Here is a 14,765-nt window from a genome sequence, read left to right as displayed (position 1 = left end):
AAAGATGCATATCTGCGCCAACGGGATTGGCTTGCGTGATTGCGCCGACTGATTGAATGATTCCTGTAAACATAATTGGAATTTTAACAGATAACACTAGATAACGATTAGAAGCCTGCTAAAATCTGCCCTATGAAATCTTTACCATACGAATTATTTGTCGGCTGGCGCTACACACGCGCCAAGCGCAAAAATCACTTTATTTCATTTATTTCTTTGACCAGTATGATAGGCATTGCGCTTGGGGTGGCGGCGTTAATTGTTGTACTTTCGGTGATGAATGGTTTTCAAAAAGAGCTGCGTACCCGTATTTTAGGCGTAGCCTCGCATTTAGAGGTGACGGGCGGTGGTAATCAGCTCACAGATTGGCAGTCAGTAGCGGCATTTTCTGCCAGGCAGCCCAATGTACAGGCGAGTGCTCCTTACATTAGCGCACAAGCTATGTTGAGCTATGATCAAGGCGTGCAAGGGGCAATCGTACGCGGCGTGATTCCTAGCGCAGAAGATAAAGTGGCAGACCTTGGCAAGCACATGAAAGTAGGCCGCTTGGAAGATTTGCGCGCTGGAGAGTTCGGCATTATTTTAGGCGTAGATTTAGCACAGGCGCTAGGTGCACAAATTGGCGATAAAGTGGTTCTAATGGCGCCACAAGGGCAGTTCACACCTACCGGGGTGGTCCCGCGTTTGAAGCAATTTACCTTGGTTGGCCTGTTCCAAATTGGCATGTATGAGTACGATGCTGGTTTGGCGCTGATTCATCTAGATGACGCCGCAAAGTTGTACCGGATGGGCGATAAGGTTTCTGGCGTGCGATTAAAACTTGCTGATTTGTTTGATGCACCGACTGTGGCAGCGCATATTTCTGACCAACTCAATGTCCAAGCCAATAGAAGTAGTGATTATTACGTATCAGACTGGACACGCCAGCATGCTAATTTTTTCCGCGCAGTACAAATGGAAAAACGCGTTATGTTTATTATTCTGACGCTGATTGTGGCGGTGGCTGCTTTTAATATCGTATCCACCTTAGTAATGGCTGTGACGGACAAGCGCGCTGATATTGCCATTATGCGTACCTTTGGCGCCAGCCCTGCCAGCATTATGAAAATATTCATCGTGCAAGGTGCATTGATTGGCGTGATTGGCACCGCATTAGGTGCGTTGTTTGGTATTTTGATTGCACTCAATATCGATACCATTATCCCGTTTATAGAGGGCCTGTTTAACGTGCAGTTTTTGGCTAAAGATGTTTACTACATTAGTGATTTACCATCCGATTTAATCTGGTCGGATGTTGCCACTATTGTCACGGTTTCATTCTTCTTAAGTTTACTAGCAACGCTCTACCCGAGTTTTAAAGCCAGTAGAATCAACCCAGCAGAGGCGTTGCGTTATGAGTAGCCAGACTTCACAGCCTGTAATTGCATGTCAGAATTTATATAAAACTTATCAGGGCCTGGACGTTGCAGTACTTAATGGCATTGATTTAAGCGTCAATACTGGCGAGCAAGTCGCTATTGTCGGCGCTTCAGGTTCTGGCAAGAGTACTTTGCTACATTTGCTGGGTGGGCTAGATATTCCTAGCAGTGGCGATGTGCATATTCTGGACCAGAATCTTGCAAAATTATCTGAAGCACAAAAAGGTAATTTGCGTAATCAGTCCTTGGGCTTTGTGTATCAGTTTCATCATCTGTTGCCAGAGTTTACAGCATTGGAAAACGTAGCCATGCCGCTGTTGATTCGCCGTGTTGCGCGGGAGCAAGCACTTACCAGCGCGAGTGAAATGCTGGAAAAAGTCGGGCTGAAACATCGCTTAGAGCATATGCCGGGTGAGTTATCTGGAGGTGAGCGCCAGCGTGCAGCTTTAGCGCGTGCAATGGTCACTGCGCCGCAATGTATTCTTGCCGATGAGCCCACTGGTAATCTGGATCGGCACACAGCACATGCGGTGTTTGATTTGCTACTGGAAATGAACCAAACGCAAAAAGTAAGCTTGATCGTGGTAACGCACGACTTGGAACTGGCGGCAAAAATGCAGCGGCGCTACAAGCTGATTGACGGTCAGTTGGTGACTTTGTAGCACATGGTTGTTTTTGCACTGGGATTTGTCTTAGGTGCATTCTGTTTGCAGCAAATGCCAGTGCTGCCAGATTTGATCTGGTCGCTATTAATCTTACCTTTTGCTTGCATCAACATTTATCTTCGTAACGCGCAGTTTAGATATATTGCAGAGATTCGTCAGTCGTTTTGGTTGTTAATTGCCGTGCTGCTGGGTTTCTTTTGGGCTGCTGCTGTTGCTAGCCTCCGGCTTGCTGATGCGCTGCCTGCCGAATGGCAAAATAAGCCTATAGAACTAGTTGGCGTGGTGGCAAGTGTGCCCACTCTGACTGAACAGGGCGCACGTTTTAACTTTACGGTTGAACGTGTAATCACTAAAAATGCAGTTGTTCCCAAGCATATCTCGCTCAGCGTTTATCGCAAACGTGATTACCTAACCCAAATGCAAGAGGACGACCAATTATTGGATTATCAGCCTGGTCAGCGTTGGCAACTGACGGCCAAGCTTAAGCGCCCGCACAGCGCACAGAATCCGCATGGTTTTGATTTTGAGTCATGGTTATTAGCTGAGAATATCCGTGCTAACGGTAGTGTAAAAGGCAAGCCTGCCATGCTAGAAGGGTTTGTTTGGCAGCCGCAGTACGTGGTTGAATGCATTCGCCAACTTGTTAAGTTGCGTATTGCCAACGTGCTGGCCGATAAGCAATATAGTGGGGTGATACAAGCGCTAGTGATGGGAGATGATAGTCAGATTGCGGTGCAAGATTGGCAGTTGTTTTTACGCACCGGCATTACCCATTTGATGAGTATCTCTGGCCTGCATATCACCATGCTTTCAGGGTTGATGTTTGCTTTGGTGAGCTTTGTTTGGCGGTGCATTCCGCATTTCGCTAATCAAATTCCAACGCGTAAAGCTGCAACTTTTGCCGCAGTGATTACCGCGCTCGTCTATGGGCTGATTGCTGGTTTTTCGGTACCAACGCAACGTACTTTGTATATGTTGATGGTTTTTGGTGCAGCATTATGGAGCGGGCGGCGCTTTGTGATTGCGCAGGTTTTGGCGTTTGCTTTATTCATCGTTGTGTTAATCGACCCGTGGGCTGTGATTGCTGCTGGTTTCTGGCTATCCTTTGGCGCAGTTGCCCTGTTGAGTTTTGCTATGGGTGCGAGAGTGGCGCAGCCACATTGGCTAAAAATTGCGTTGCGAACGCAATGGGCAGTCACAATCGGCATGCTGCCATTGTTGTTAATCTTGTTTCATCAGGCATCTATTATCTCGCCGCTGGCAAATGCCGTTGCAATCCCGATAATTAGCTTTTTTGTCACGCCGCTTGCTTTATTGGGTAGCTTTTTGCCAATTGACTGGTCGCTACATCTAGCTTATTACCTGCTGCATTATTGTGTAGTCTTTTTGCAATGGCTGAACCAATTGCCGGTTGCGGTTTGGCAGCAGCATGCGCCCGTATTATGGACACTAGCGCCAGCATTGATAGGTGTGGTGTGGATGCTACTGCCTAGAGGTTGGCCTATGCGCTGGTTGGGTGTGTTTGGCTTATTGCCTATGCTGTTCTTGCAGCCGGATAGGCCCATGCCGGGTGATATGAAAGTCACGGTGTTAGACGTAGGGCAAGGCCTCAGCGTGGTGGTGCAGACCGCGCAGCATACTTTACTTTATGATGCGGGCGCTAAATTTAACCAACAAAGCGATGCCGGCAGCCGAATTGTTGTGCCATTCTTGCAGGGTGAAGGTGTGCAAAAACTAGACGGCTTTATTGTGACGCATGATGACAATGACCATAGTGGCGGCATGTTCTCGGTGTTGGCATTAATGCCAGTTGGATGGTTTGCCAGTTCGATGCCGGATACCACATTGATACCGACTAATACCGAGCAGATGAAGTGCTACGCAGGGCAGATCTGGCAATGGGATGGTGTGGATTTTGAAGTGCTGCACCCCAGTTTGCAGGATTATGAATACAGTGAAATTAAGGATAATGACTGCAGTTGTGTATTAAAGGTGACCAGTGCATCAGGTAGCTTGTTGCTTACGGGGGATATTGAGCGCAGGGCAGAGTCGGCTTTGCTTGCCACATATCAAGGCCAGGATAGCGCTATATTAAAAAGCGATGTTATAGTGGTCCCGCACCACGGCAGTAAAACATCCTCTACACCTGATTTTATTCAAGCGGTAGCTCCTAGCATCGCCATCTTCACCGTTGGTTACTTAAATAGATTTAGGCACCCGAGGTCGGAGGTTGTCTCAAGGTATCTAGCAATAGATACTAAAGTGATGCGTTCAGATTATCACGGTGCGGTTACTTTGAGTTTCCATAAAAAACAATCCTCACCGCAGATTGAAGTTGCAGCATGGAGATATCAGCAAAAGCGGTATTGGCATGCCGTTTTTTAGCAGCAGGGAAGTGTGTGCTACATTTAGTTGCGTTTGCTTGATTGTGCTTGCTGACTTATAGCTCTTTCCATTTTGCAATAGTCGTCACAATCTCCTCCAGGCTATCTGTCAATGCATTGACTACCTCTGGGTCAAAATGTCGTCCGCTTTGATTTTGTATTTCCTCTAAAGCGTGTTCAACTGGCCAAGCCTCTTTGTATGGCCTTTTATTGGTAAGCGCATCAAATACGTCCGCAACCGCTACAATTCTAGCCTCAATAGGGATATTGTCACCTTTCAGCCCGTGAGGGTAGCCTGAGCCATCCCATTTTTCATGGTGGTATAGTGCAACAGAGTGCGCGAGCTGTATTAAAGAGGACGATGAGTTATCTAAAATATCTGCCCCGATCTGTGGGTGCTGTTTCATCACATTCATCTCATCATCATCTAGCCTGCCTGGTTTTAGTAGGATATGGTCTGGAATGCCGATTTTCCCGATGTCGTGCATCGGTGCTGCATTAAGCAAGTCATCAGAAAATGCCTCATTAAAGCCTAACTTTATTGCAAGAATACGTGATATGTGGCTCATGCGGAGTACATGCAATCCCGTTTCATTGTCTTTAAATTCTGCCGCTCGTCCTAGTCGTTGAATCAGTTCTAGGTGTGTTTTTTGCAGACTTTCTGCTCTTACCAATGATAAGTGTGTTTTTACGCGTGCTTTAACCACAGCGGGATAAACCGGTTTGGTGATGTAATCAACGGCACCATGTGTTAGCCCCGTTGCTTCGTCATTTTCATCACTGAGCGCGGTAACAAAAATGACGGGAATATTTTGCGTAGTTTGGTCAGCTTTAAGTTTTGCACAGACCTCAAAACCTGTCATGTCCGGCATCATCACGTCTAATAAAATAAGCTGCGGTTGCTCAGTTTTTGCCAGCTCTAACGCGTCTAGCCCGTTCTTAGCAAAGCTCAATCTGTAATTGTCTTGTAGTATTTGTTTTAATACTTTCAGATTAAACGGCTCATCATCTACGATGAGAACTTTTGGATTCAATTGAGATGGGTGTGTTTTCATAGTCAACTCTTTAATTTAACTTCTCAATCAGTTTATCAATCGCCATCAGTGCCTGTTCAAACTCAAACTCGTTCAAGGCATTGCCAACCATGCTCAGCTCTAATTGCATATTAGCAGGCATAGCTGTGTTGATGTCCTGCATCAGTGTGTCATCAAGCCTAGCTTTCACTGTCAGCTCTCTAAGCTGATGCAATAATGCCAGTATTTTGCTAGCCGATTGATCATTATTGCTTATCGTGTCATGAACCTCTGCAGTTACTATATTTTGTATTGTATTGTTTAATGATTGCCATGCGGTTTCTAACTGACTCATCAGTGAGGGCAATAGTTTCTGATTTTGATGATGGGCGGCGGATTCAATTTCGCCATAAATGCGCTGAAGTTTGGTGATGGATAAATTGGCAGTTACGCCTTTGTGTGCGTGGGCCAACCCATTTAGTAAAGTAAAGTCATTGGTTGCGACTGCATGTCTTACTTCATTTATAGCCTGTGTATGCTGCTGAATAAATTGCTTCAACTGCGCATAATAAGTTTGCTCACTACCCCAAAGCGCAATGCCTCGATCAGCACGGAAGTCTGCCTCTAATGGCTCTTTTTCATTAATTGTTTGGGGTGCAAGTGTGTCGCTTATATTAAGTACGCGCGCCATTTCTCGAGTGAGGTTTGCCAGTTCAATCGGCTTGGTGGCAAAGCCATCCATACTAGCTTCTTTTGCGGCCACTCTGTCTTCTTCAAGCACGCTAGCGGTTAAGGCAATAATTGGTGTTCTAGGCGTATTGTTCTCCAGTTCTAAACTGCGGATTCTGCGTGTGGCCGTTAGCCCGTCTACCTTAGGCATCTGAACATCCATTAAGATGATATCAAATGGATGGTTTGCGTACTGCTCAAGCACCTCTTCACCGTTGCTAACCAATGTGACTTCGTGCCCATCCCGGATTAAGATGATTTTTAGCAGTTCACGGTTCTGTGCAATATCGTCTGCCACTAATATGCGCATAGGCGGTAGCTTGCTCACCAAGTCTAGGGTTAATTGTTCTTTCTCTTCACCTTTCTTCAATGGCAGGCTGATGCTGAAGCAACTGCCGTGGCCTAATTGGCTGGACGCGCTGATGGTGCCGCCCATTGCTTCCACCAGTTGCTTGCTGATGGTGGTCCCTAGCCCGGTCCCACCAAAGCGGCGGCTCATAGATGCATCTGCTTGAGTGAATGGCTCAAATATGGCGTCTAGTCTATCTGCTGCAATGCCAATCCCCGTGTCGATGACGTCAAAACAAAGAGTATCCGGAGCTTGAGCGTAGACTTTAAGCTTTACTGACCCAGCATCGGTAAATTTAATGGCATTGCCAAGTAAGTTCATTAAAACCTGGCGAATGCGGTGGGCCGATCCGTAATAGTAACCGGTGGCTTCTTCGCTGATTTCCAGTTGTAAATCCAGCTCTTTTTTGCGGGCTTGTAGCCAAAGCGTAGAAATAACGCTGTCTACAAGCTCATTCATGGAAAAGTCGAAAGACTCTAACTCCAGCATGCCTTTTTCTAGTTTGGCACTATCTAAAATATCATTGAGTAAATGCAGCAGCGATTTAGCTGAGTTGTTGATGGTGGACACATAGCTTTGCTGATCCGGTCTCATTTCTGTGTCCAGCATCAGCTCGGTAAACCCAATAATTGCGTTCATTGGGGTTCTGATCTCATGGCTCATGTTTGCCAAGAAGGTAGATTTAACACTGGCGGCCTGCTCTGCTATGTTTTTTGCATCACGCAGGTCGTTCTCCATTTTTTTGCGCTCAGTAATATCAATCATAAACATAATGACTTTGTTTATTTTGTTATCAAAATCCTTCACCGGGCTATAAAACGCATTAATCCATACCTCGCGTTTATCTTTACCTAGGCGTAAAAATTCGCCATGTACAAACTCACCGTTGCGTAGTGATTTCCATTTTTTTTTGTATCGAGCAGACTTAGCATCTTCTTCAGAGCAGAAGATAGAGTGATGCAGTCCGATAACTTCTTCTAAGGTGTAGCCTAATAGCGAAAGAAAGTTTTGGTTTGCAGTTAAGATATAGCCATCCACAGAAAACTCCGCAATACTTGTGGAATAGTTAATCGCTCTCACAATGCCTTGGTATGCCGCGTTTCTGCGTTTAGATTCTGTGATATCAATAATCACGCCATCTAACATCGTAATATTGTTATTCTCATCATAAATGCCAGAACCAAATTCACTTACCCATTTTTCTTCGCCATTACGGTCGGTGATCCGGTATTCCACATTGTAATGTTGGTGATTTTTGACAGCAGCTTCTACTGTGGGAAGAATTCTAGCTGAGTCTTCAGGGTTTGTGATTTTAGGAAAATGTATCGTTCCATCCAGAAAGTCTTGTGCCTCCCAGCCTGTCAGTTGCAATACGCGGTTACTAATAAACTGCATGCTCCAGTTGTTGTCGTAATTGCAACGGAACGCGATGCCAGGAATGTTCGCTATCATTGATTGCAGTTGTTCGTCTTTTTCTCTGACGGCGATTTCCATTTCTCTACGTGGCGTTAGGTCGGTGATGAAGCCTACAAACAAAGTTTCGTTACTTAACACCACCTTGCCAATCGCCAGCCGGATCGGGAACAGTGAGCCATCTTTGCGTAAGCCCTCCACCTCCCTGCCTACGCCTATAATCTTGGCCTGACCACTTTTCAGGTAGTTTTTTAAATAGTCATCATGGTTGGAATGGTGTGGGTTAGGCATCAGTATATTGATGTTTTTCCCAATCACTTCGTCTGCCTTCCAGCCAAATAACTGCTCAGCAACAGTATTAAAAGACAATATATCGCCTTTGGTATTAATGGTGATAATGCCGTCGATAGCAGTATTTAATATCGTAGAAAGTCTGGTTTCACTCGCTTGCAGTGTCGCTAAGGTTTGCTTGTACCTCGCTAGTGCATTCACTGAGGCGGCTAATATTCCAATTAACAGCGTCACTAAAGTGATGCCTAATGACATAGACACTGCATGTCCATCAAACACATCAGGGAGCTTGGTGTTGTTTTCTCCAATAAATCGGGCTGAAGCCATGCCCGTATAGTGCATGGCAGCAATCGCGCTGCCCATCACCAAGCCACTGATAACTACGCCAGTAGACTTAGGTAGCTTACCTTTTTGATTGTTGAGAACTACCCCTAACCAAAGAGATAAAGTGGCTAAAGAAATAGCAACGACTATGGATAAAAGCACCCAGTTAAGATTAAAGCGTAACAGCGCATTCATCTGCATGGCGAGCATGCCGGTATAGTGCATTAGGCCTATGCCTGCACCTACGATTGCGCCTCCCGCAATAATACGTTTATGACTTAAGTTGTCCTCAGACAATAAATACAATGCGTAATAGCAGGCGAGGGTACCAGGCAGCATTGAGAAAATTGTAATGAATGGGTTGTATTTGACTTCAGTGCAGATGTTAAGCGCAAGCATGCCGATAAAATGCATTGCCCATATGCCTGCACCTAACGAAACAGAGCTGGATAAAATAGAGATTGGCTTGCTGATGGCGGATGACTGGTCTTTTGCCAGCCTTAGTAGCTGAAAGGCTAAGATTGAAGAGCATACTGCAATCACATAAGACAGAACGATTAGCCATGGCTCGTAGGTGCTGCTTAAGAGTGATGCAAGGCTATCGTCTGTAACGATGTACGATTTAAATAATTCTATCATTCGATGCTAGCTTTAAATTAATGCAGGTGTACTTAGTTCATCTAAATAATACTAGGGATATGACTTTTAATGTTTTTTTACAGCCTGCGAGTTTGTTAATTGTTCTAAGCTCTACAATACAGATAAGCCAATAAATTGTGTATCAATAATTTAATGGGTGATGCTAGCGCTTGCCCAAAAGCACATGACAAGCTAAAGTATCGCTGGGCCTGATATTAAGGCATTTGTCACAGAATTTTATTGAGTATTTGATTTAAGGGGAATTTCACTGTGTGGGAAATCATTCTAGCTGCTGGCTGGCCTATCTGGCCACTTGTTATTGCATCAGTTATTGCTGTAGCAATTATAGGCGAGCGTAGTTTTGCGTTGCGCGAGAACATAGTGTCTCCTAAAAATCTATTGCCGGAGTTGCAGGCTTGGTTGGCTAAGGGCGGTATCACCAAAGATACAATTAATCGTCTGGAGCAGCATTCACTATTGGGTCGCGTGTTTGCAACGGCGCTAGCTAATGCTAAAAATTCACGTGAAGTGACTAAAGAGTCGATTGAAGAAACCGCACGTGCAGTCGCACACCAGATGGAAAAATATCTTTCTACACTGGGTACCATTGCAACCGTATCACCTTTGCTTGGTTTGTTGGGTACTGTGATCGGTATGGTTGAGTTGTTTGGTGCGTTTACTACGCAAGGGCATGATGTTGCTCAATTCGCGCGTGGTATCTCAGTGGCTTTGTATAATACTGCTGCTGGTATCGTAGTCGCTGTGCCGGCGATGATTGCCTATCGCTATTTCCGCACTAAAGTAGATGCGTTGCTGATTGAGATGGAACAGCAGGCCATTAAGTTGGTTGAAATTATTCATGGCGAGCGTCAGTAATTAGCGCGATAGTTTAAGGAAGCACTAAATGGATTTTCAGCGTGGGAAAAAACACGAAGAGCTTGAAATCAACTTTATCCCGTTGATTGATGTATTGTTGGTGATCATTATTTTTCTGATTGTCAGCGCGACATTTTCACGCACGAACGAGTTGCAGATTAATTTGCCAACTGCCGAGGCAAATGCACCTCAGGATAAACCGTTGACGATAGAAGTAGCTGTCGATGCTACAGGTAAATACCTGATTGATGGTAAGCCTTTGGCTGACGGATCGGTAGCCGCAATTAGTGCGGCATTACAGGCTGCGGCAAAGGCGGGCACTCAAGAGCCAACTATCGTAATTAATGCTGATGCGAACACTACGCACCAGTCCGTAGTGAATGTGATGGAAGCATCGCGAGTAGCAGGCTACTCAAAAATTACATTTGCCACACAAGTGCAATAAGGGGCTTGAGTTTAAACACTCAACCCTTTTGCATTTTCTTTCAATTCTAAATAGACGTTAGCCCATGTCTAACTCAAATCCAAAAAAATCCAAATCTAAAATCAACGCAGCAGTGCATATCCCAAACGCAAAAGTTTTATATTTGCGTTTGTTTCATTATGCGTGGCAGTACAAATACATTTTCATGGTGAGTATTATTGCGCTTGTGTTGTTGGCTGGCAGTAATACCGCATTTCTGGCGCTAATCAAGCAAGTCACGGATGAAGGCTTTGCTAAAAAGGCAGAAAGCCAAACTATATTATTACCGTTGATGGTAGTTGCTTTAATGGTGGCAAGAGGCATTGCTGGCTTTATTTCAGATTACTGTATGCGCGTTGTTGCAAGGCGCGTGGTTGAAGATTTCCGTAGAGAAATGTTTGCCAAACTGATGTTGTTACCGGTGCAGTATTTTGATGCAAGGTCAGCTGGTTCTGTGGTTTCTAAGTTTACCTATGATGTAGAGCGCCTTTCAACTGCAACTACACGCTCTTGGATGAACGTGTTGCGCGATGCATTAACCGTAGTGGGCTTGATTGGCTATATGCTTTATCTAGATTGGCGCTTGACCCTAATTTTTGCGGTAGTGCTACCGTTTATTGCCATGTACTTAAAAAAGATGACGCCTAAGTTAAAGTCAAACGCCAAGCAGGTGCAGCATAGCGTTGGTGAAATGACTAAAACTGCTGAAGAGGCCATTGCCGGGCAGCGCATCGTTAAAATCTTTGGTGCACAAGACTTCGAATTTAATCGTTTTGCTCAGATTATCGCCAATAACCGAAAAGTAGAGTTGCGGGTAGCGCGTATTGCAGGCCTCAGCAGCTTTGTTGTTGAATTGTTCGCAGCTTTGGCCTTGGGTTTAGTGATTTACTATGCGATTGGTAATTTTAGTGTGGGCGAGTTTGCCGCTTTTGTCGGCGCTTTGCTGATGCTGATTTCACCTATTAAACATATCGCGGCGGCCAACGAAGACCTGCAAGTCGGCTTGACCGCGGCGCAAAGTATTTTTGAGGTGGTCGACAGTCAGCCTGAAGTGGATAAGGGGAGTTTAACGATAGAGCGAGCAAAAGGCGACATTGAGTTTAAAAATGTGACCTTGCATTATGCAGATACACCTAGACCGGCATTGGATAATTTGAGTTTTAGTATCAAGGCGGGTGAGAAGGTGGCGTTGGTTGGGCGCTCTGGCGGCGGAAAAACCTCGCTAGTGAATTTGCTGCCTAGATTTTATGCGTTAGAGCAGGGTGCTGTGTTGTTAGACGGTATTGACTGCAGCACCATACAGCTTAAAAACCTGCGTCAGCAATTTGCGTTGGTGAGCCAAGATATTATTCTGTTTAATGACACTATCTTCAATAATATTGCCTACGGTGTGCTGCGTGGTGCCACTGAAGATGAGGTGATTGCCGCAGCAAAAGCAGCGCATATCTGGGAGTTTATCCAGCAATTGCCGAATGGTTTGCAAAATGAAATTGGCGATAGAGGCGTGAAGCTGTCAGGTGGCCAGCGTCAGCGCCTAGCGATTGCACGTGCTATTCTTAAAAATGCCCCAATTTTATTGCTGGATGAAGCAACATCCGCACTAGATACCGAATCTGAACAGCATGTACAACAAGCGATGGATGAGTTGATGCGTAACCGCACCAGTATTGTGATTGCTCATCGCTTAAGCACAATCGAGAACGCAGACCGCATCATGGTGATGGAGCATGGCCGTATTGTCGAGTCTGGCTCGCATCAAGACTTGATGGCGCTTGACGGTTACTATGCAAAGCTATATCAAAAGCAATTTAGCGCATAAGTGTGAACGTAATGGCTAATTGGTTGCAGAAGCAGTGGCTTACTTTTACGCCGTGGCATTTGCTGTTATTGCCTATTTCTTGGTTGTTCCTGCTCATCACCGCTTTTAGGCGCGTCCTCTACAAATGCGGCTTTTTAAAAAGTCACCGCCTTGCTGCCCCAGTTGTTGTTGTCGGCAATATCAATGTAGGGGGCGCAGGTAAAACCCCAGTAGTGATTTGGCTAGCGGAGCAGTTAAAGCAGGCCGGTTATAAACCAGGGGTTATTAGCCGTGGTTACGGTAGTGACTTGGTTGGTGTTGCATCTGTATCGCCCACAAGTAACCCTAATGCGGTGGGTGATGAGCCGGTTTTGATTGCTATACGCACAGCATGCCCTGTGTTTGTTGGGGCGCGACGAGTTGAGGCTGGCCTGGCACTGTTGAAAGCACACCCCGAGTGCGATATTCTGATTAGCGATGATGGTCTGCAGCACTACGCTTTGCAAAGAGATGTGGAGTTGGTGGTGGTGGATGGCGCAAAAGGCTTTGGTAATAGCGCGTTGCTGCCGGCAGGGCCTCTACGTGAGCCAAAAAGCAGATTGAAAACAGTCGATGCAGTTGTGAGTAATGGCTTAGCAACTAATTTAAAAACACTTGTTACGCCGCCGGTTATTGCAATGCAATTGAAAGCGACGTCTTTCTATAACCTTATCAACCGCCAATCACTAGCAACACCAGCAGATTTCATAGAAAAAACTGTGGCGGCAATTGCTGGCATTGGTAATCCGGATAGATTTTTTAACCAATTAAGTGCGATGGGTTTGAATTTTAAACGCAAAGCATATAATGATCATTATCAATACAGTGCGCAGGATTTTCAGAATCTTGAAACGGATATTGTCATCATGACCGAAAAAGATGCGGTTAAATGTACGTCATTCGCCCAGCCTAATTTTTGGGTGTTGCCAGTGAGTGCAGAGATTGATGCGCAGTTAATGGCAGTCATATTAAATAAACTAGATAAATTGAGAAGTTAAATGGATGCGAAGCTTTTACAGATTTTAGTCTGCCCAGTCACTAAAGGGTCTTTGGTTTATAACAGGGCAACTAATGAGCTGATTTCTAAATCGGCACGTTTGGCATACCCTGTACGTGATGGTATTCCTGTCATGCTGGAAGATGAAGCACGTAAACTTGCGGATGATGAAGAAATTGCATAGTAGTTCAGACGCAGTGCCGGAGTTTCATGTAGTAATTCCTGCGCGTTATTCAAGTACCCGATTGCCAGGTAAGCCTCTATTAGATATTGCGGGCAAGCCAATGGTGGTCTGGGTGGCTGAACGCGCAAAAGGGAGTGGCGCTAAACAAGTAATCGTAGCTACGGACGATGAGCGGGTTGCGTCTGCCGTTCGTCAGCATAATCATGCAGCAGTGATGACAAATGCTCATCACGTGAGCGGCACAGATCGTATTGCTGAGGTTGCCTCTATTGAAGGCTGGTCTGATGATGCGATTGTGGTTAATGTGCAGGGTGATGAGCCGCTAATTGATGCCAAGCTTATTATTGAAGTTGCTACAACCTTGTCGGCTAGTAATCACGCTGTGATGGCAACAGCCTGTCATCCAATTACAGAAAAGTCAGACTTTACTAATCCTAATGTAGTTAAAGTGGTGATGGATGTGAATGGTTATGCTATGTATTTTAGCCGCGCACCTATTCCATTCCCTAGAGATACATATAGCAGTACGCAAGAGTTGGTGTCAGGTATACCTGCTTATAGACATATAGGTATCTATGCATATCGTGCTGGTTTTTTAAAGCAGTACGCTAACCTTGCGCCAGCGGCGATAGAGCAATTTGAATGTTTAGAGCAATTACGTGTCTTATATCAAGGCTATAAAATTGCAGTAAGCGTTTCAGATAATGCGCCTGCGGCGGGTGTGGATACTGAAAGTGATTTGGCGCGCGTCCGTGCATTAATGGATTAAAACGACTAAGTCATTAATCTATATGGAATTTGCCAAAACCGGCTAAATTAGTCGATCGTTTTTATCATAAATTCTCACAATAGTTCTTGCAGAACACATCTGCCTTTGCTATAGTCTCACCTCTCGACGCAACATGCATTAAGTGATGTCGAGCCGGACGCGGGATGGAGCAGTCTGGCAGCTCGTCGGGCTCATAACCCGAAGGTCACAGGTTCAAATCCTGTTCCCGCAACCAAGTATTTTATAGTGTGTTATATAAGTTAATTTTAATTGGTAAATATTACGAAATTAAGGTTGACGAGCGGTAAAAGCTCTGTATAATGCGCACCTCGTTAACGCAAAGCGTAACGACGGAAACGAAAAGTTCTTTAACAATATAACAACTGATAAGTGTGGGTGCTTGTGAATGAAGCA

General features: G+C 45.2%; 11 protein-coding genes and 1 tRNA gene. 10 read left to right on the top strand and 2 right to left on the bottom strand.

What is annotated here, in order from left to right:
* Nucleotides 1-132: 132 nt before the first annotated feature.
* From VGD82_RS10230 to VGD82_RS10220, 3 genes are read left to right on the top strand one after another with little or no spacing between them, the layout of a single operon-like run.
* On the top strand, nucleotides 133-1,401 hold the full coding sequence (locus VGD82_RS10230; RefSeq protein WP_331020291.1) for a lipoprotein-releasing ABC transporter permease subunit: 1,269 nt from the start codon (nucleotides 133-135) through the stop codon (nucleotides 1,399-1,401).
* Nucleotides 1,394-2,080: a lipoprotein-releasing ABC transporter ATP-binding protein LolD gene (gene lolD, locus VGD82_RS10225; RefSeq protein WP_331020290.1), complete on the top strand. Its 687-nt coding sequence runs from the start codon at nucleotides 1,394-1,396 to the stop codon at nucleotides 2,078-2,080. The genes VGD82_RS10230 and lolD overlap by 8 nt, the downstream gene beginning before the upstream one ends.
* A gap of 3 nt (nucleotides 2,081-2,083) precedes the next feature.
* A complete protein-coding gene (locus VGD82_RS10220) occupies nucleotides 2,084-4,468 on the top strand; it encodes a DNA internalization-related competence protein ComEC/Rec2 (protein WP_331020289.1) in 2,385 nt (794 codons plus the stop codon).
* A 55-nt stretch (nucleotides 4,469-4,523) separates the two neighbouring features.
* Here the strand turns inward: VGD82_RS10220 and VGD82_RS10215 are convergent, their stop codons facing one another.
* Together VGD82_RS10215 and VGD82_RS10210 are read right to left on the bottom strand one after the other, a co-directional pair.
* Complete coding sequence (locus VGD82_RS10215) at nucleotides 4,524-5,522, bottom strand: two-component system response regulator (protein ID WP_331020288.1); 999 nt, start codon at nucleotides 5,520-5,522, stop codon at nucleotides 4,524-4,526.
* A gap of 10 nt (nucleotides 5,523-5,532) precedes the next feature.
* A complete protein-coding gene (locus VGD82_RS10210; protein WP_331020287.1) occupies nucleotides 5,533-9,225 on the bottom strand; it encodes a PAS domain S-box protein in 3,693 nt (1,230 codons plus the stop codon).
* 270 nt (nucleotides 9,226-9,495) lie between these two features.
* Here VGD82_RS10210 and VGD82_RS10205 point away from each other — a divergent pair, with 270 nt between their 5' ends.
* From VGD82_RS10205 to VGD82_RS10175, 7 genes are all read left to right on the top strand, one after another.
* A complete protein-coding gene (locus VGD82_RS10205) occupies nucleotides 9,496-10,101 on the top strand; it encodes a MotA/TolQ/ExbB proton channel family protein (protein WP_331020286.1) in 606 nt (201 codons plus the stop codon).
* Nucleotides 10,102-10,129: 28 nt separating this feature from the next.
* Entirely contained in the window at nucleotides 10,130-10,546 is a 417-nt protein-coding gene (locus VGD82_RS10200; protein ID WP_331020285.1) for a biopolymer transporter ExbD, read from the top strand.
* A 64-nt stretch (nucleotides 10,547-10,610) separates the two neighbouring features.
* Nucleotides 10,611-12,383 (top strand): lipid A export permease/ATP-binding protein MsbA, encoded by a 1,773-nt coding sequence (gene msbA, locus VGD82_RS10195; RefSeq protein WP_331020284.1) that lies wholly within the window; start codon nucleotides 10,611-10,613, stop codon nucleotides 12,381-12,383.
* An 11-nt stretch (nucleotides 12,384-12,394) separates the two neighbouring features.
* Nucleotides 12,395-13,399 carry a tetraacyldisaccharide 4'-kinase gene (gene lpxK / locus VGD82_RS10190; protein WP_331020283.1) on the top strand — a complete coding sequence of 335 codons (1,005 nt, stop codon included), beginning with the start codon at nucleotides 12,395-12,397 and terminating at the stop codon, nucleotides 13,397-13,399.
* Nucleotides 13,400-13,582, top strand: a complete 183-nt coding sequence (locus tag VGD82_RS10185) for a Trm112 family protein (protein ID WP_331020282.1) — start codon at nucleotides 13,400-13,402, stop codon at nucleotides 13,580-13,582. It abuts the gene before it with no gap.
* Complete coding sequence (gene kdsB, locus VGD82_RS10180) at nucleotides 13,566-14,351, top strand: 3-deoxy-manno-octulosonate cytidylyltransferase (RefSeq protein WP_331020292.1); 786 nt, start codon at nucleotides 13,566-13,568, stop codon at nucleotides 14,349-14,351. Before VGD82_RS10185 ends, kdsB begins: the two co-directional genes overlap by 17 nt.
* Before the next feature lie 158 nt (nucleotides 14,352-14,509).
* A tRNA-Met gene (locus VGD82_RS10175) sits at nucleotides 14,510-14,586 on the top strand.
* Nucleotides 14,587-14,765 lie beyond the last annotated feature (179 nt).

The sequence above is a fragment of the Methylotenera sp. genome (genome assembly GCF_036401095.1).
Lineage (GTDB): Bacteria > Pseudomonadota > Gammaproteobacteria > Burkholderiales > Methylophilaceae > Methylotenera.
This window is presented reverse-complemented; position numbering and strand designations above follow the sequence as displayed.

Coding starts and splice junctions, on each gene's coding strand:
- lpxK (WP_331020283.1), top strand. CDS start 12,395: ATGGCTAATTGGTTGCAGAAGCAGTGGCTTACTTTTACGCCGTGGCAT.
- VGD82_RS10215 (WP_331020288.1), bottom strand. CDS start 5,522: ATGAAAACACACCCATCTCAATTGAATCCAAAAGTTCTCATCGTAGAT.
- VGD82_RS10185 (WP_331020282.1), top strand. CDS start 13,400: ATGGATGCGAAGCTTTTACAGATTTTAGTCTGCCCAGTCACTAAAGGG.
- VGD82_RS10220 (WP_331020289.1), top strand. CDS start 2,084: ATGGTTGTTTTTGCACTGGGATTTGTCTTAGGTGCATTCTGTTTGCAG.
- msbA (WP_331020284.1), top strand. CDS start 10,611: ATGTCTAACTCAAATCCAAAAAAATCCAAATCTAAAATCAACGCAGCA.
- lolD (WP_331020290.1), top strand. CDS start 1,394: ATGAGTAGCCAGACTTCACAGCCTGTAATTGCATGTCAGAATTTATAT.
- VGD82_RS10200 (WP_331020285.1), top strand. CDS start 10,130: ATGGATTTTCAGCGTGGGAAAAAACACGAAGAGCTTGAAATCAACTTT.
- VGD82_RS10210 (WP_331020287.1), bottom strand. CDS start 9,225: ATGATAGAATTATTTAAATCGTACATCGTTACAGACGATAGCCTTGCA.
- kdsB (WP_331020292.1), top strand. CDS start 13,566: ATGAAGAAATTGCATAGTAGTTCAGACGCAGTGCCGGAGTTTCATGTA.
- VGD82_RS10230 (WP_331020291.1), top strand. CDS start 133: ATGAAATCTTTACCATACGAATTATTTGTCGGCTGGCGCTACACACGC.